This window comes from Ferruginibacter sp. (genome assembly GCF_049840995.1).
Lineage (GTDB): Bacteria > Bacteroidota > Bacteroidia > Chitinophagales > Chitinophagaceae > Ferruginibacter.
Genome location: NZ_JASGIP010000004.1, coordinates 575847 through 593210 on the forward strand (window position 1 = coordinate 575847; position 17364 = coordinate 593210).

Annotated in this window: 18 protein-coding genes; 1 reads left to right on the plus strand and 17 read right to left on the minus strand. The window is 41.1% G+C overall.

The window, feature by feature from the left end:
* Nucleotides 1–3 precede the first annotated feature (3 nt).
* From QM738_RS13315 to QM738_RS13395, 17 genes are all read right to left on the minus strand, one after another.
* Entirely contained in the window at nt 4–747 is a 744-nt protein-coding gene (locus QM738_RS13315) for a hypothetical protein (protein ID WP_462277214.1), read from the minus strand.
* 41 nt (nt 748–788) lie between these two features.
* Nucleotides 789–2255 (minus strand): hypothetical protein, encoded by a 1467-nt coding sequence (locus tag QM738_RS13320; RefSeq protein ID WP_462277215.1) that lies wholly within the window; start codon nt 2253–2255, stop codon nt 789–791.
* A 2-nt stretch (nt 2256–2257) separates the two neighbouring features.
* Entirely contained in the window at nt 2258–3019 is a 762-nt protein-coding gene (gene traN / locus QM738_RS13325) for a conjugative transposon protein TraN (protein ID WP_462277216.1), read from the minus strand.
* 24 nt (nt 3020–3043) lie between these two features.
* Nucleotides 3044–4315, minus strand: a complete 1272-nt coding sequence (traM, locus tag QM738_RS13330) for a conjugative transposon protein TraM (protein ID WP_462277217.1) — start codon at nt 4313–4315, stop codon at nt 3044–3046.
* A 3-nt stretch (nt 4316–4318) separates the two neighbouring features.
* Nucleotides 4319–4816 (minus strand): hypothetical protein, encoded by a 498-nt coding sequence (locus tag QM738_RS13335; protein WP_462277218.1) that lies wholly within the window; start codon nt 4814–4816, stop codon nt 4319–4321.
* Nucleotides 4817–4818: 2 nt separating this feature from the next.
* Nucleotides 4819–5436, minus strand: a complete 618-nt coding sequence (gene traK / locus QM738_RS13340; protein ID WP_462277219.1) for a conjugative transposon protein TraK — start codon at nt 5434–5436, stop codon at nt 4819–4821.
* A 19-nt stretch (nt 5437–5455) separates the two neighbouring features.
* On the minus strand, nt 5456–6619 hold the full coding sequence (gene traJ, locus QM738_RS13345) for a conjugative transposon protein TraJ (RefSeq protein WP_462277220.1): 1164 nt from the start codon (nt 6617–6619) through the stop codon (nt 5456–5458).
* A gap of 14 nt (nt 6620–6633) precedes the next feature.
* Nucleotides 6634–7257: a TerB family tellurite resistance protein gene (locus QM738_RS13350; protein WP_462277221.1), complete on the minus strand. Its 624-nt coding sequence runs from the start codon at nt 7255–7257 to the stop codon at nt 6634–6636.
* Between the two features lie 30 nt (nt 7258–7287).
* Nucleotides 7288–7905: a hypothetical protein gene (locus QM738_RS13355; protein ID WP_462277222.1), complete on the minus strand. Its 618-nt coding sequence runs from the start codon at nt 7903–7905 to the stop codon at nt 7288–7290.
* A 6-nt stretch (nt 7906–7911) separates the two neighbouring features.
* Complete coding sequence (locus tag QM738_RS13360; protein WP_462277223.1) at nt 7912–8577, minus strand: conjugal transfer protein TraI; 666 nt, start codon at nt 8575–8577, stop codon at nt 7912–7914.
* A gap of 35 nt (nt 8578–8612) precedes the next feature.
* Nucleotides 8613–8996: a hypothetical protein gene (locus tag QM738_RS13365; RefSeq protein WP_462277224.1), complete on the minus strand. Its 384-nt coding sequence runs from the start codon at nt 8994–8996 to the stop codon at nt 8613–8615.
* A gap of 18 nt (nt 8997–9014) precedes the next feature.
* Nucleotides 9015–11453: a TraG family conjugative transposon ATPase gene (locus tag QM738_RS13370; protein WP_462277225.1), complete on the minus strand. Its 2439-nt coding sequence runs from the start codon at nt 11451–11453 to the stop codon at nt 9015–9017.
* Nucleotides 11454–11516: 63 nt separating this feature from the next.
* The gene (locus QM738_RS13375) at nt 11517–11831 is read right to left on the minus strand and encodes a DUF4133 domain-containing protein (protein ID WP_462277226.1); all 315 of its coding nucleotides are present in this window, start codon (nt 11829–11831) and stop codon (nt 11517–11519) included.
* Between the two features lie 19 nt (nt 11832–11850).
* On the minus strand, nt 11851–12180 hold the full coding sequence (locus QM738_RS13380) for a DUF4134 domain-containing protein (RefSeq protein WP_462277227.1): 330 nt from the start codon (nt 12178–12180) through the stop codon (nt 11851–11853).
* A 96-nt stretch (nt 12181–12276) separates the two neighbouring features.
* Nucleotides 12277–12693: a hypothetical protein gene (locus tag QM738_RS13385; RefSeq protein WP_462277228.1), complete on the minus strand. Its 417-nt coding sequence runs from the start codon at nt 12691–12693 to the stop codon at nt 12277–12279.
* A gap of 380 nt (nt 12694–13073) precedes the next feature.
* Complete coding sequence (locus QM738_RS13390) at nt 13074–14144, minus strand: T9SS type A sorting domain-containing protein (protein ID WP_462277229.1); 1071 nt, start codon at nt 14142–14144, stop codon at nt 13074–13076.
* Nucleotides 14145–14497: 353 nt separating this feature from the next.
* Nucleotides 14498–15655 (minus strand): hypothetical protein, encoded by a 1158-nt coding sequence (locus QM738_RS13395; protein ID WP_462277230.1) that lies wholly within the window; start codon nt 15653–15655, stop codon nt 14498–14500.
* A gap of 961 nt (nt 15656–16616) precedes the next feature.
* On the opposite strand from QM738_RS13395, the gene QM738_RS13400 reads away from it, so the two are divergent.
* Nucleotides 16617–17348, plus strand: coding sequence for a helix-turn-helix transcriptional regulator (locus QM738_RS13400; protein WP_462277231.1), 732 nt, complete (start codon nt 16617–16619; stop codon nt 17346–17348).
* The last annotated feature ends 16 nt before the right edge of the window (nt 17349–17364 follow it).

Sequence of the window (17364 nt, forward strand, 5' to 3'; positions counted from 1 at the left end):
TGCCTATTCTATTGCTTTGCCTTTCCTGTTTGCTTTAGCATAATTTCTTTTGCCTTTACTTTCGCTGGTTTGTTTTTGATCCTTTGAAGATTTGTCAGAAGAAAAGGAAGCCTTTGTTTTTATATTAAATTCCTTCACCAGTTTTTGATGGCGCAAAAACCTGATGCACTCATTCACAGTGATGCTTGGCTGATTTTCAAAAAAATAAAATCGTTGCACAAAACCCTGTTTGTCTTTAATTACTTTGAATGGACAATATAGATTATAATATGCAATAGCACCCCAAAACCTCGACCTGATATCGTTAGCATAGGCTTTGCCTTCAGGTGTTTTTTCAAGTTCTCTTACCTGTTCAATGAGAGTAGCAACCCTTTGTTCCGTATCCCAGCTATTTTTATCATCTGCCTTCCAGTCTTTGAATGTTGAAGGATTAAATAATGCAGCCCAGTCAATTTTTTCGAATGATTTTTCCAATTCAGCTAACTGAATTCCATTAATTTCATTTTTTTGAAAATTTTTTTCCGCTGCGAGGATTGCATCATAATACATCAGTTTATATAGTTCATCACTACTAGCCATTTCAAAAGAGATTTCGAAATTCACCTTGTCGTTTTCAGACTCTGATGTAAACGAAAGAAAAAAAGAATGTGGCATAAAGCAGATCTTTCTTAACAGATCATATCGTAAACCGTTGAAGCCAAGTGATTCAAGTTGGACTGCCAGCGCAGCAACGTTTGTGATATTCATAATAACCCAGTTGTTATTTTTAAATGAAGGTTTGGAAGTATTTACTTTACTCCCAAACCTTTTTTATTACTTTCTCTTTTTTTAGGCAGCAGGCTGTCATTATTCTTCTGAGTCTTCGCTTTCTCCTGTTTGTTGTCCGGCTTCAAATCTTTTTTTTTATCCTGTACCTCATCATTTTTCACTGCCACAGCCTGGGTTGTAGAAGGAGCAACTGACTGGTATTTTCCTACAGCTTCCTTTTGAACTACTTTCATATTGCTGTCAAACAGGTTGACGATTTTATCTTTAGGATTTGCCTCAATGAACATCTTATGGCTGCTGCCGTCTTTTTCAATGGTAACGGATTGTACATTGCCTTTCATGAGTGATGCTATCAAAGCTCTCTCTTTATCAGGGTCTTTGAGTTCCGCAATGGCGAATTTTCCAACCGCTTCTTTCAAATCATATCCATGTTTTTCATAGTACGGCTTTATCTCAAAGTTGTTGTGCTTGTCCTTGTTTTCAAAGTCAAGCTGCAGCCAGGCTTTGTAAGGAACATTTTCTTTGTTGACAAGATCCTTATGCACTGCACGGCCATCCAGGAGGTTAAAGGCTTCCTTGGATGTAATTCCTTTTCCTTTGTTGATGTAAAAGGTTTGTTCCATTTTTTCACCGCTGCTTCTTTCCAGTGACGCATTATAACTGTTGAAAAAATAGTTACCGGTATTTTCGGATTTTTTGAAGTTCAATGTGGCTTCAAACGGCTTATTACCGAATTCAGTTGCAAACTGCAACTGGAACTCCGCTTTTCCTTCCTTCATGTTTTTTTCAAGTGCTTCTTTGAGATTCTCACCGAAGCCCATATACTTGATGTTATCTGACAAGTACTGTAAATTCTCGCTGTTCATATTTTTTGTTTTTAATTGTGACTGATCATTATTCTGTTGTTTGGAGTAATGGAAATTTTGCAGGTTTTGATGCATCTGTGTAGCAGTAAGGCCAATGAGGTCTTTGCCGTTGATGGTTACAGTAGAAACATGTTGTCGAACAAACGCAAAATCAATTGGCGAAAATCCAATTCCAAGATGCTGGTTGAATTTGAACATCAAAAGTTCTGCGGCTGCTTTTCCTTCCTTACTATGGGAGTATAGTTGTCCGAGATCACTGATAGCTGAAAAAGTAATATCCTTTTTAGGAGCGTCCATTCTTGATGCAGGGCTAAGCACATTCAGACCTTCAGATTTGTATAACCTTGCTTCCAGTTCCTTTATATCAAGGCCGCCTATGGTTTTTTCCGGGATAGCAATTGAGGTAATTTCAAGTTCTACCTCAACAAGTTTTATTTCTTTTTTTGAATTGGTATGGAAGAAAAGAGCGTATTGTAAAAATTCATCCTTCTGCCGTTGGTACAAGGCAATATGAAAATCATCCACGCCTTTTAGCCCGAACCCCACCGCCTCATTGATGGCTTTTTCGAAACCCATGTTGATCAACTGTTCATTCAATGCTATCGTTACTTTTCCTGCCATGATTATTTTAAGTCTGGAAGCAAAATGGCTTTTACAATTTTGTTGTTGTGTACTTTGAGTAACAGGTGACGCCCGCCGTTCTTTTCATTGATTTCAATGGCCAGGTATTTGGCATCAGGAATTGTGAATTTTTCCAGGGCAATGACAATGCAGCTTTTAGTGTTTGCTTTCACCTGCGTCGTATTACCAGATATATAAAGGGGAAGTAATTCATTTTCCTGTGCTGCCGTTCTTTTACTTTTCTTTTTGTCCCAGATATAAAATCGCAGAAATTCAATATCATAATCGATGCTGCTGTGATTATGCAGCGCAAGTTGATAATACAAGGTGTTATCCTTGATGTATATGCCTGAAACTGCTGCATCCATTTTCCAGCTCTGGTCACGGATACCCCGTATAGTTAGTGGATTGTCGGCGATACCGTTGGCATAGGTTGACACTGCTGTTTTTTGCTGCGGCGGGACCTGGTAGATCCAAAGAGAGGGTTCTGGTGCATATTCAACAGGAAAAGAATACACACTGCCGTCCACAGTCACAACGCTCAGGTTGGTGTAACTGAATTCCTTGCTGGCAGCTTTTACCAACAGGATATTATCGGCATCCTTTACAGGTTGAATCAGTATGTCTTTTGTGCCACGGTCTGCATGCCTGATTGCAAATGGAAATACAAGGGTTGTCGTTTTATCAGTGCTTACCTGCACTTTTTGTGCTGTACATGAAAGCTGCAACATGCAAGCTGTAATAATGGTGAGTAAATATTTCATAAGTATGTTTTTAAGCGTTAAAAATTATTGTTGTTTCGTTTTTAATAAAATTTTGTAGCCAGCTTTTACCTGTACTTTTACCAGTTTCGCCTTGCGGCTTAAGAGTGTTTTTGCAGTCTCTATACCTGCGCTTGCTGCCTGTGCCCCGATGGAAGGATTTAGGCTGCCGAGTGTCACTGACTGCAGGGCATTGTCGCCCGACTGTTTTGCTACATCCCTGGTTATTGCTCCGGGTATATAAATGCCAGCAAGGCCGTCCATATCATACACTTCCATCTTTACAGGGAAAAGGGAGTTGCCGTCCCTGATAGAATTGATATTAATTTCAAGCCGCTCATTATTCAGGGTGGCAATACCGAAAACAAAATTGTCTTTGGGAATACAATGGTCATTGATACAGATAGGAGAGCAGAGCCTGAGCTTTATAACGGCACCGGTTACCAATGTTTGGGTCTCGTGTACCACGGCTTCAATGGAATTTTGAGCCTGTGCGGTGCTGCCATCATTCCAGCTGAAAAATCCGCTACTATTGTTACCGTCAGTTTTTGATGAAGTGTCGATGAGGCTGAAGGTTGAACTGAAGATTGGTCCGCTGATTTTCGATGGCGGCTGCATATCTTCAGCAGGATTGTTCTTTAGTTTTTCCGTTAACCTTTCCGGATGCTGGATATCCAGTATTTTTTCCAGCATACCGTTGAGTTGCTTCATTTCGGGATCTTCCGTTTTGGTATCATTGGCTGCCCGGAGCATTTGCTCCAGTTTTTCTACATCGCTGTTACTGCTTTCACTTGTAGCGTAAGGGTTATCTTTTGCAGTTTCATTGCCGTTGCTACTGCTGTTTGTTTTTAGCACCATATTTAACTGCGCCAGTTTTTGATACACCTTGGCCTCATTGGGATCGTTGTAACTGCTTCCTGTGTAGCCTTTCCTGTAATCCTGCGAAGCATTTTTGATATCAGCTTCACCAAATGATTTATCTGCGAAGGGAGCAAGAATACTGTCTGTGGCTGCAGGCGGTTTAATAAAATAAGGGTCTTCCTTCATCTGCTGGATGATCTTTTCTGAATCCGATTGCGCCTTGTCATAATACGCCATCTTGTCCATGCTCCGGTCATCTTTTAATGCGGCGCTGGGTAATTCAAGGTTCAGACCGGAACTTGTCTTTGGCGTTTCTGTTACGCCACCTTTGCCGCCACCAAGTGCCCAGAAGGCCATCGTAATAAAGGGCAGTACCAGCGCCGGTAATACCAGCAGCATTTTTCTTTGTCTTTGCTTTTTTAATGATAGTTGTTTCATGATTTATTTTTTAATGTTTTGTTGCAATTCATACAATCTGCGTAGTTCAAGGGAACTGTCCAGGAGACCGGGCCGCCGTTGAATGATACTGTCAGCAATTCTTTTTCCTGAAATGGTTTGGTTCAGGCTGTCCATGTAGTGATGAAATCTGACGATCTTGTTGTATTCATTTTCAGGAATAATATTTTTAGTGAATAGCTTTTCATCACCCGTTTGTGTGGCGTGAGAAGAAACATGAATTTTTGAAATGGTGTATGTTGCTTTGGGCTTTTCGATCAGGCTAGCAGCAATTATATACAGGCTGTACACAGAAGCAAATAAAACAATAGCTATTGTTGCAACTTTTTTAGACCTGCAGGATAATCTGTTGCTGGCTTTTTGCATGTATATGGCCCATTTAGTCTGGAATGCTGTCACATTCGTAACGATCTTGGTGGCTACTTTATCCTGAACCAAATCCCGATGCAGCACCTCTTTCTTTTTTCTGAAAAATTTTAACATGTCTACCTGTTTTGAACTTTGATGTCCTTGTTTAAAATTGTTGCCCAGCGCTCGATTAAAAATCCATGCGGGTTGTTGTCTGACCGGGAGATATTCCTTAACCATCCCTCAGTGACTAAGCTTCGGGTTACTGTACTGGTTGTACGAATAATGTATTCGGTGGCATAACAGCGGAAATAATAAGGAGATTGGTTAACATCTACCATAACACTGTCCACGTTAATGGTCTGGCTGATATTACCCGATATTATATTGGTGTAATAACCGCTTTCCTTTAGGTTGTCGTATTGCCTTTTAGCAGAAATATCGGCCAGGTAAAACGCTTTGGTAATATTTGACTGAATGAGTTTTTCATCCGGGTCAAGTGTAAAAAAGTAATAGTGGAAGATCTTGATGTGGTCTTTCGCTTCCACCGGCACATTATCTTTCCTCTCGCCGATGCTTGCTTCCAGGGCTTTGCCATTGGACAGAATATAGATTTTTGACTGGATATGACTAACCAATTGGAAACTTTTATACACTGAATAACAGCAGATGCAGGCGCAGGCGATGATCACCAACAGAGTAAAATTCCTCATATACCTGAAAGCACTGTCAATATTTTTCATTTTTGTAAACATCACGGTCTTTTTTTCTGATTTACTTCCCGGAAATTTTGTTTTTCATATAATCACTTCCGCCTTTGCTGCCAGAGGTATTGTGTGTCGGGGAATAGCTGTCGTAAATATGGCCAGCAATATTGCTGCCTGTGGTAATCGTGTTATTGGTTACACTTCTTGAAGTGGCATTGAAACCGGAAGTCACTTTGTGCAAGAAGCTATTGTGACCACCGGCTTGGATAATATAATTGGCAACACTGGGTATGGTAAAATAGCCTGTAATGCCGATGATCATAAAAACCAGGTATGCCATATCAGTCGAAGAAAAGAAAGTGTCGCCCTGTGTTTCAATCTGGGATATATCCAGCTTGAGCATGTTCTCCTGTATCTTGCCCATGATAGCGCCGAATATATTGGCTACTGGCAACCAGAGGAAAAAATTGAGGTATCGGGCAATCCACGATGTTAGAGTATGTTGGAATCCGTCAAAAACGGCTATCCCGAAAACCAGTGGGCCGAGTATTGCAAGAACAATTAAATTAAACGTTCGGATGGTATTAATACAGAGAGCGGCCGCCTCATAAAATACTTTCAGAATTTCTGACAACCATTCCTTTATGGAATTTTTAAAATTGTAATAAAATTTGCTCATTGCAAACTGTACCGAATTGCCGACCCCTTCAATCCAGCCTTCCTCTGAAGGATCTTCATTGTACGTGTACTGGTACCACTTATCTCTGTCACCTTCGCCTGAAGCCCCCACGTACATTTGCCAATAGATCGTTTTTTTGATTGCAGCCTCTTTCGCTTTTAACAAAGCTGCGATAGCTTTATCCGAATTTTCGACCATGCCTTCCGTCGCTGTTACGGTAGGCTTCATTACGCCATTAATCATAGCAATAACAGAAGGAAAAATAAGTACGGCGAAACCCAATACAAATGGCCTGAACAATGGGTAGAAATCAATAGGTTCAGCATTGCTGATATGACGCCATACCCGTACAGCAATATACCATGTAGCTGCAAATCCTGCAATGCCCCGTCCAACACCAATTAACTGACTGCAAAGTGGCATCATGTCGTCGTATAACCCATCAAGCACGGAATGAAGGCTATGAATTTCCGTTGCGACCTGCGCCTGCATAAAATATGGAATCATCATTCCCACGGTTGCCAGAAAGGCAATTCTCACACACTTTACCATAAAATTATTTTTATCTATTTCACATCATGGAGTTTTTGCATAACGTCCACGTCATTCTTTTCTTTTGACCGCTGGATACCTAGTACTGCAGTATTGCTGTTGAATTGTCGAAGGAAAACCAGCTTATCCTGCATGCCAGTAAATATCTGATCAATCCTTTGCAGCCTTTCGTCGTCACTCATGCGGAGTTTATTGTCGGTGATAACTGTAGCCAGATCGTCCAGGTGCTGCAGGCTTTTGCTGAAAAGATTGCTGTAAACCTTTGATAGGTATTCAATTTCTTCCGGCCTAAACAAGGTGTTGTTTTTGAAACGGCTAAATGCAGCTTTGTACTCTTTTACTATCTGGAGTTGAAGACTGATGATATCAGCAACTTTTTTATACTTCTGTACCGCCGGGCTTACTTTAAGCAGGCCGTCGAGAAAGGTTTGGTGGAGATTAAAATTACCTTCTGAAATATTCTTAATCGTCGTATAACCGCCGTAGAGAATTTCATAAGCCTTCTTGAGGTTAGTCAGTATCTGTTTGAACTGGGCGAGTTTTTCAATATTGAGAGCCAGTTGTTCCAATTCCTGGGCCTGCGCATTTGCTTTGCAAAACGAGCAGAAGAGAACCATGATAATCAATAGCTTTTTCATGTGACCTGTTTTAAATTTATTCAATACACTTTACTTGATGCCATACCAGTCCCTGCTTTGTGCAACTTCATTTTTTTCTTTCATTCGCTGGACGGCCATTATAAGTGTTTCTTTACTGAAATGCTGGGTAAACACAAAACTGTTTTTCATTTCTTCATACAACATATTAATCCGTTTGATTCTCTCATCATCCTTCATTTGATACTGATCCGACGCAAGCACCCTGAATAGTTCTTCAAGATTGTTCGCTGTTTGATCCATGAGTTTGGTAAATACAGAATAGATGTACTTCACTTCCTGTCCTGTGAATTGCTTGCTTTCTTTGATCTGCCGGTAACTGCTTTGATAATTTTTTATTATCTGCATTTGCAGCGTGATGATATCGGCAACCTTTGCAATGTTTTTTATTTTCGGATTGACTGCTTTCAATTTGTCGAAGAAGATGCGGTGCAAACTGAATTCCCCGTTTTTTATATCTCCGATAGTCGTTAAGCCAAATTTTGCAATGCTCATGGCCTTTTTCAGGTAACCAATGAGTACTTCGTTTAGACCAATCTGTTTAAGATAGACTTTTACTTGTTTAGACTGGGACCTTGCTCCGCACGTAATGCAAAGGATGAAAAGCAGTATAGTGAATTGTTTTTTCATGTTGGTTTATTTTATGCCGTAAAGTGAACGGATAACATCCACATCCTGCTGGTCCTTGGCCCTATGCAGGCTGAGTAATTTATTTTGTGTATTGAATTGCACGAGATCTGCATAGTTTCTGTCTACCTGATCTGCAGCACCGTCGATAATTTCCAGTCGCTTCGCATCAGACATTTGAGTATTAAAGGAATTGATCACAATAAATATCTGGTCGATGTTTTTTGCGCTTTGTTCCAGTATGCCGGAATAGACTTTTTGCATGTAGGCAATTTCTGAAGCCGTGAAATGTTTATCCTCTTTGAATAGTGTGAATGCTTTTTTATAAGCCTCCACCAGCAAAATATTTTTTTGCGTGAGATCTTTAACACGCTGGTAACAGGTAATTATATTTTTCACTTTCTGGAGTTCTTCAAAATAATCTTTGTACAGCTTTCGTTGCTTTTCCACCCAGCCGGTTATTTCGTCCAGCTTCAACTTGGACATAACATTCTCCAATTTTTTCTGTGCATTCTGCAACCAGATGGTCTTATTTTGAACTTTCTGCACAGCCAGATCCATAGCCTTAATAATTTTTTTGATGATCTCTGTCCATGGAATTACTGCGTGACTTTTCTGTGTCGGTGCCACCATTAAGCCAAAACTCAATACGGTCACAAGAATAAACTTCTTCATATTGGTAAATTTTGTTGTGATGAAATATTTTTGCGTTACAGTTTTTTATAGGTAATGACTCCCATGATTAGCTGCTTTTTATTCATATCAAACAACAGCACCCGGCCATTACTATTGATGGTTACTGTTTTGTTAGCCGAATTATAAATGCCCAGCCAATTTTCAATCTTATATTCCGGTGGCCGATTCTTTGCAGCATTGATAAAATCCACATGCATCCGGCGGGTGATTCTGTAGCCCTCGCTGCCATTTTCGGCCATCGTCTCTATTCGTAAAGTGTCGTTGGATTCACTAAAAGCTGTCTTCCAACTTGAATAATATATGCCTGGGATAAAACTTTTAACCGAATCATTTTTCATTATGCCATTACATCCTGCCAGCAATAGTGACAAAGCGATAATGATGAGTATTATTTTCATGATTGTTAATTTCATTTTTTAGGATTGTCGCATTTCAGCGGCCATTGCAGCAATACCTTTTTGGATACTGCCGTATTTTTTGGCATAGGCCTGCATTCTTACTTTTTCTGTTTCTTCGGTCGTGTAGGCCAGGTATTCTTCCAATGAAACCTCCGTGCGGTAAACCCTTGAAAGGATACCTCCAAGTGAAATAAATACTTCCTTATATTTTCTAAGGGGATCGTTGGCCTTATTAACTGACAGCACTAGCGCTTTTTCTTTTTCAGTAAGTCCCAGCAATTCCTGGATCAGGTCGAACTTGTTCTGGTACTTGCTCTGATCCAGCAATATTTTGCAATCGCTGTTATTGATGATCGCCTGCTTTACAACAGGGGAGGAGATAATATCTTCCACTTCTTGCGTAACCACAATCGCTTCCCCGAAGAACTTGCGAACTGTTTTAAAAAGGTATTTGATGTATTCTGCCATGCCTTCCTTGGCAATAGCCTTCCACGCTTCTTCTATCAGGATCATCTTGCGTATACCTTTTAGCTTTCTCATTTTGGAGATAAACACTTCCATGATGATAATGGTCACCACCGGAAACAGTATCGGGTGATCCTTGATGTTATCCAGTTCGAACACAATGAAGGGCTGTTGCAGCAGGTCAAGATTTTCCTTCGCGTTAAGCAGGTAATCAAATTCGCCACCGCTATAGTAAGGGCGCAAAACGTACAGGAAATTACTTACATCAAAATCTTTGTCCTTTACATTATCGCTTTGCAGTACGTTTACAAATTCATCTTTAAGGAATTCATAGAAACTATCGAAGCAGGGAAATATATCTGGTTGCTTTTCCAGCTTGTCAAAATAAAGTTGCAATGCATTGGACAAGGCCACATATTCACTGCGGTTAAAGGATTCGTTGTCTTTTTTCCATAAAGCCAGCAGCAGCGTTTTGATGCTCTCTTTTTTTTCAGTGTCCAGCAGGTCACCGTAACCAATATAAAATGGATTGAACCTTATTGGATCTTTTTCTGAGTAGGTGAAGTAATAACCATTCACCATATCGCATAACCCTTTATAGGAATGACCGACATCAACCAGGACTACATGCGTTCCCTGTTCATAGTAGGAGCGAACCATATGGTTGGTGAAGAAGGATTTACCGCTGCCGGAGGGACCAAGTATGAATTTGTTGCGGTTGGTGCAGATGCCTTTGTTCATAGGTTCATCTGAAATGTCTACATGTACCGGTCGGCCTGTGAGGCGTTCTCCCAATCGTATGCCTACAGGGCTTAAAGAAGATTTATAGGAAGTCTCCAGGTTAAAAAAACAGGTGGCTTGAGGTGAGAAGGTATCAAAGGTATCGTTCATAGGGAAGTCCGCTTCATTACCCGGGATGCCTGCCCAGAATATCTGGGCTGCCCCTTCAGTTTCTATTTTCGGATTGGCATCCATCTGTGTCAGTGCTGATGAGCATAGATTACGTATCGATTTCACCTCTTCCCTGTTGGAAGTCCAAGCCATAATATTGAAATGTGCCTTTACCGGAAGGCGTTGTTCGGCAATAGCTTCATTGAGGAATTGATCGGTAGCTTCCTTTGCGATACTGTTTTCCCTGCTATAAGCCGAAAGGGATTGCAGGCGAAGTTTTTTGCTTTCCATCTTTTGCAACAGCTTCGGGGTATCTTCAATGAAAACAAACTGGTTATAGATATGATTGCAGGCCAGTAACTGACCTACCGGTGAGGCAAACCCTACACTGAACTTTGTTTTATCGGTAGAGTATTTGTCATAATTGATTCTTGAACCGCATAGTGAGGGCACATATTCGGCATCAGCCATCGTATATAGCTGGCAGTGATTTTCACCAATCATCCATTCGGGCTGAAAATTGATATCACGGACAATCTGATCATCTGTCTGCAGGTTGACATATTGTACCACCAGTTTCAGTAATTCCTCATCCCCGAGCCGGTGCATCTTTATAAAGCCGCTGTCACTGAGTATCTTTTCAAATTGCCCGATTTGGTTGGAGAACTCCTGGAAATGCCTTGGGCGGATAGTTTCTTCAGGCACTATACTTCTTTTTAAAAGGCTGGAGAAAACAGAAGTAGATACTTTGCGGCTTAAGGGTTTTTTGGTGAGGAATATATAGGAATGGTGATCCAGAAAAGGTCGTTCGTTGAAAAACCTGTCGCTGCTGCGGCTCAGAAAACTTTGCTCAGGTTTATTGAAATCAGGCTTGAATGCAGCCTCAGCAAACCAGTCCTGTTTGTGCAGTATGCAATGTGCAGGCAGTACTTTTATTGCCTTGATCCATGCATGGTGAAAAGATTCATATTCCTCATTACTGAGCGTGAATAATTCAGGCAGGTCGATTTTAAAGCCAATGGTTACATCACCCATTTTGGACAGCAATGCATCATGCTCAGCACCGTATACCGGTAGTATGTCTTTTAAGTTTCTTTCCATCACTATTCTCTTTCACGTTACTTAATTCCTATTCTCTTATGTATTCCTGCAAATGCTTACTACTCACTTTTTTTTTATGATTGTCAGCGAGTAATTCTTTATCACTTTTGGAATTCCTTTTTTGGCAACTTTTTTCATCAACCCGAATTCACCATATTTATGACTTAGCCTGTATACGTACATAAATAAACCTGTTCCTGAAATGAGTATAACCGGAAGGCAGATAAATATATTGATGCCACAGATGTACATAACGGCAAAGACTACCAGTAATGATACCAGGCCGCCTCCGAGGTACCATATGTATTGTGCCTTAAGTCCCCTGAACTCTACAGGCTTATTGATGCCCTTATTGATTTGATAAACGCTGTTGCTCATTTAGAGTTTATTACCTTTACTATATACCGAAAAAGCTTTTTATCACTGTAGCCACAACTACCAGGAATACACAGCTGCCAAACCAGGCCGCTGCAACCTTACCGGTATCATGGTCACCACTGTTCCATTTTTGGTAAACCTTTACCGCCCCGATCAAACCCACAACAGCTCCGACTGCATACATAAGGTTTGTCCCGGCAGCGAAATAACTTCTCACTTTGGTGTTAGCCTCATTAATACCGGCGTTACCATCCTGAGCCCTTGCAATGACATTAAGTACAGATAATAAAAATGCAGTCAAGCTTAAGCGTAAAACCGCCGCTTTGTTTTCATTCATTCTCTTTTTCATTCTTCACTATTTAAAAGTTAAACTTCAATTCAATAAAGCTTCATTCCTGCATGACATTCTCTCGAATATCGTGCAGGAACGAAGCTGTGTAAACCCTCAGCCGTTCCACAAAAAAGCCATATCCTCCTCATCCAATGCAATGGCACAATTGTTTTCGCATGACATTGCAATTGTGCTGTTAATTTCATTCTTGTATGCTGAATCCTTTAATACCGAATATTTGCTGATTATCTTTTGCAGCCCCAATAGCACCTCGGTTCTTTCATGACCACTCCCTGTTGCTTCGGCGAAGGCTATAAGCTCATCTTTAAGCACCGACACCAATGCAGGAATATCATTGTCTGCCGTGTCAATGGAATGTTCAGCGTTGTTGAATTTTTTAAAGGCCCCCGGCTGCTTTAATATCGTAACCAGTTCATAACGGAAATATAAAAGCCCGATAGTGATATAGTACAGCAACAGAGCAATAAAGCACCAGGTGAAGTATGTTGGCCATGAAATGTTTTGTAGCATTGTAAATATTTTTTGTTAGTCAAAAATAATAATCGCTAAAGCGGTTTTCCCTCCCAACCCTCATAGTAGGCCGTTCAACAAATTGATTTTCACATAAAATAAATTTAAAAAATTATTTTTCGTTTTGATCTTGCGGTCCATGGATCACAGAATATAATAAATGATGTAATAATTGGAATTCGATATAATTGAGCTATCAGTCGACAGGAATAAAATAAATCCATATACAATAAAATCGTGTTGTCGTTGACGGTATAGCAACAATGGAATACTCGAAGGGCAACATGCGCATTAAATTGAATTTGCAGAATATAAAAAACGCCCTCCGCATGGAGGGCGCTGGCCATATGCTCAATGATTGGCCTATGTTGAAAACCGCCTTACTGTTTCATCACTTTTGTTGATAGTGTACTGTTTTCACTGCTCATGGAAAACATGTATATGCCCCGGGCAACAGGAGGAATATCAATACTGAACGTATTTATTCCAGCCCTCAACCGTCGCTCCGCTTCAAATACTACTTTCCCATCAACTGAGATCAGTCTGAAGATAGCCAGTGTGGGGTAAAGTGATGAAGTCAAAACCCTTAACTGGTCACCAAACGGTGATGGGGATACGCTAAAACTACTTTTTAAATCAGCCCCTGCCTTCAGCACCAATACCTGCGAATAGAAAGCTGCACCATTTGTGCTGTACAGTTTAAGCCGGTAATAGGAAGTAACGCCCATCTGGTCGTGGAAACTGGAGATAGAGGCTTCGTTTGTGGAATACACTACTGCGTAATTCAGCCCGTCAACTGACCGCTCTAATTCAAGCCTTGCAAAATCACTGGTATCGGCAAGCGTCCAATGCAGCGTATTTACGCTCGGAGAAGAACGAACTCCTTCAAAACCCAGCAGCCGTACCGCTAGCACCGATGGCGTATAACAGCAATTGATCACGATGTTATAATTCGCAGGCTCGCCCAAATCAATGGAAGAACAGTTATAGTAACCCGTTCCCACACATTCCCAGATACACTGCTCCTGCCAGATCAAAACGTGGTCTACCCGCCAGTTATCGCCATAATCAGAAGAAGGAGGCAGCACTGCTGCACAATCATAATTATAAATGATATGGGGATCGTCAATAGTTCCTGACGAGCCAGGCACATCTCTTACGAAGGAAAAAAATCTTGGATCAACGGGTACCGGTATGGTAAAATTCGGATCAGCAAAGAGTTCCATTTTGCAGTCCAGGAAATCTCCTTCTTCAGTGTCATAATGCACGGTGCCGTCGGGGCAGGTAACCGGAGAGGTATTATGAACAGGTACGTGGTAACGGTCAGTCGTGAGCTTTACATAGAAACTGTTTTCCCCGCAGGTAACCAACCCTGGAACAACACGGATAGGTGGTTGTGCACTTGCTTTGAACAGCAATACAATCAAAAATGAAGTCAAAATCTTTTTCATCTTGTTTTATTTTTTTGGGTTTTGAATATTTTGTTCTCATCGGTATTGATTTTGAAAAATTAAAAGTGGCTCCCTCCCCGCATCCTGCTGCACAACTCCTGTCTTCATCGGGTGGGGAAGGAGCCTTTCAGTTCTGCCACAGGATGGCGATATTGTAATCTTCATTGGATATAGGAACATTTTCATGGTACTGTGTCCATGAAATTTTTTGTAGCATCTGTCTTAATATGTTTAATTTCCCTTTGCCTGACAAATGTAATCTTGGAGTATAGTGCCTTTCCCTCCCACACCTCCTACTAGGCTGGTTAACATGTTGATGTTCATAGCAGATAAATTTGAAAGTATTTTCGGGATTATCCGATTTTACGGCTGAGATGTACCAGGCGCATGAGGATATCATAAAGGGAACGCTTGGTCGAAGCATCGATCTTGTAGTACTTACCGTGCAGGTGACCGTAGGAGAAACTCTCTTTATGGAGCGTAGTGAAATGTGCGGCTACAGTCTTAAGGAGTTCGGATTGATTGGGATTGGTGATAAGCTGTTCCTCTTTCAGCAGCCGGAAAAGCAACGCCAGCTGTGGCACAGAAAGCGTGGTGTGTATCTTGCCTTCACTGGTATTGCCTGCTGTGGGCAGTGCGGCTGACAATGTATGTTCCAGCGTATAGAACTCCAGTTCCTCACCAAGCCAGTGCAGCAATTGTTCACGCAATGATGGAAGATCGGGGTACAGGGAAAGTCCCGGATGTACCGGTGCCTGATTGATCTCCTTGGACTGTAGTTTAAGCAGCCTGATTTTACCTTGCACTGAATCCTCCTCCGTCACCATACGGTCAAGCATACCCGTATAATGCCTCACGATTTCAGGAGGGTTATAGTCGAGGCTCACCAGCAGATTGCAAAGCTGTGGACCCTCATGGGCCGCAACTGCGGAAGTGTCCAGCGCAAGAAACGCCGTCGCTGCCGTCCTGATATACTGTGCCGTCATGTAGGTGCTGGAGTCGCTCTGTACAAAGTTTTCCAGGGGCCGAAGAATGATTTTATTCAAATCATCAGGCAGCAGCGCATGACGCAGGACTTCACTTATTGTAGTGATCTGTGATTGCAGTTCCTTTGCCGCATGTTCAATTTTTATAGAAGCCATTTTCTGCCGGTTGTTGAAATACCGGGAATAATGTACCTGGAGAAAGCAAAGCAGTTCGTTGAGTTGGTCGAAAAGCTGTTTTGCAGGGAGCTGCATTTCGTCCTGGCGTTTCAGTGAGCGACGGAAATCATGTAACAGGTCCATCAGCCTGATCAGTACGGCCTGGTATCTGTCAATGATTAGCATGAGAGCTGCTTCGTCGGGTGCGGCGAATACATCCTCCATGATCTTTAGCCGCAGGTGCTCTTTTTCCTGCGCATACTCGGCAAGCAGCGCCGGTATCTTTTCCTTGCCGACAGGTTCACTCGACCTGCCGGCATTTATCAGTGATATGGTAAGCAACTCAAAACGTTCCATGGTGTAATGCATAAACTCCTTTTTACTGTGATGGCGACAGTGGCTACAGGAAAATTTTGCAATGGGAGATAACACAATATATGATGGGGATAATCAAAGGGATTTATCAAATGGGAATATTATCGCATTGAAATTTTTGCCGAATAATTTAAAAGAGAAATAAAAAAACTATGCCGGAAAGAAATAGGGGCAGGCTTTTAATACCTGCCCCTGTTCATGCTTGAACTATCTGTTGTAAAAAATATCAGGAGGTCTCATGAATGGCTTAAATAGGAGGGATCCAACTTGCCGTTCCCTACCTTCGCCTGTCCAAGCAGTGTCAAGCTTGGACAGGCGAAGGTAGGGATTGTTAATTTTAAATACCTTTAAAAAAGAATTACATTTTGCACAAATTACTTTCAAGGCAATTGCCTTTTGTTCCATTTTATGTCGGTGTCTGTTAATGGTGAAGTTGTAACAGGTTGATTGGTAAATTATCATATACTTTTTTGATAGAATTTTCATAGAGAACCGGCACATTACGACACATACTGTTTATAGTTTTGGCTATATTAAGCATATAAATTAATGTAATATTGTTACCTCTTTCCTTATTTTTGTAGCAATGGAAAATGTACATAAGCATATAGAACATTCAATATCAAGTAGAAAGAAAGCTGACTTAATATTCCCATCTGACTTTAGGAATAAAGGTACTCAAACCCCTGTTAAGACAGCATTGTCACATCTGAGCAGGTAATGGAGATTAAAATGGCTGGCGCAAGGGATTTATTATGTATCTAAAGTAGTTCTTTATTGGGTGCCATTTATCCGGTACCCCAAGAGGTTGCTGAAGTAATTGCCACTAAAGAAAAGGTCGGGATAAAACCTCCGCACGGATACACGAATATATCCTGAAACTTTCACGCAAATTAAAGCATAGTGTACTTTAACGCAGGCGCTTATATCTATTTCCTTTTTAAATTCAGCCTAAATGGACGACAACGATATTAAAAGAGTTTCACGGCTTACAGCTATTCTAACCTTACTGCAAACTAAAAGAGTAGTTACTTCATCAACTCTTGCCCGGAAATTTGGGGTAAGTGTACGGACAATTTACAGGGACATAAAGGCACTCGAACAGGCAGGGGTACCTATAATTGCAGAAGAACGAAAAGGATATACTTTAATGGAGGGATACAGGATTCCACCGGTAATGTTTACTGAAAACGAAGCAAATGCATTAATTACCCTGGAGCAGCTGGTGCAAAAAAACAATGATAGCTCGCTCAGTAAAGAATATACCGGGGCAGTCAGTAAAATAAAAGCAGTGTTGGGATATGCTGCAAACGACAAAACAGATCTACTTTCAAAAAGAATTGCTGTAAGCCCTCTGGTGGCCAACACCGGTACCACCAGTTCACTTGCACTTATTCAGAATGCCCTGACTGATTTTAAAGTACTGAAAATCTCTTACAAATCCGAAAGCGAGGGGAAACTCACCAATCGTCATGTAGAGCCATTCGCCCTGTATTATAATTTACAGGAGACGTGGACGCTTATTGCCTACTGCAGGTTAAGGAATGACTACAGGATGTTTAGACTGGACAGGATACAACAAATAGAACAGCTTGCTTTACCATTTCAACCCCATAAATTGACACTGAAGGAATTTCTGGAGGCCAAAGAAAAAAATTTTGGTATACCTGACATACCGTTGTCATAACCCCATTTTAATTTTG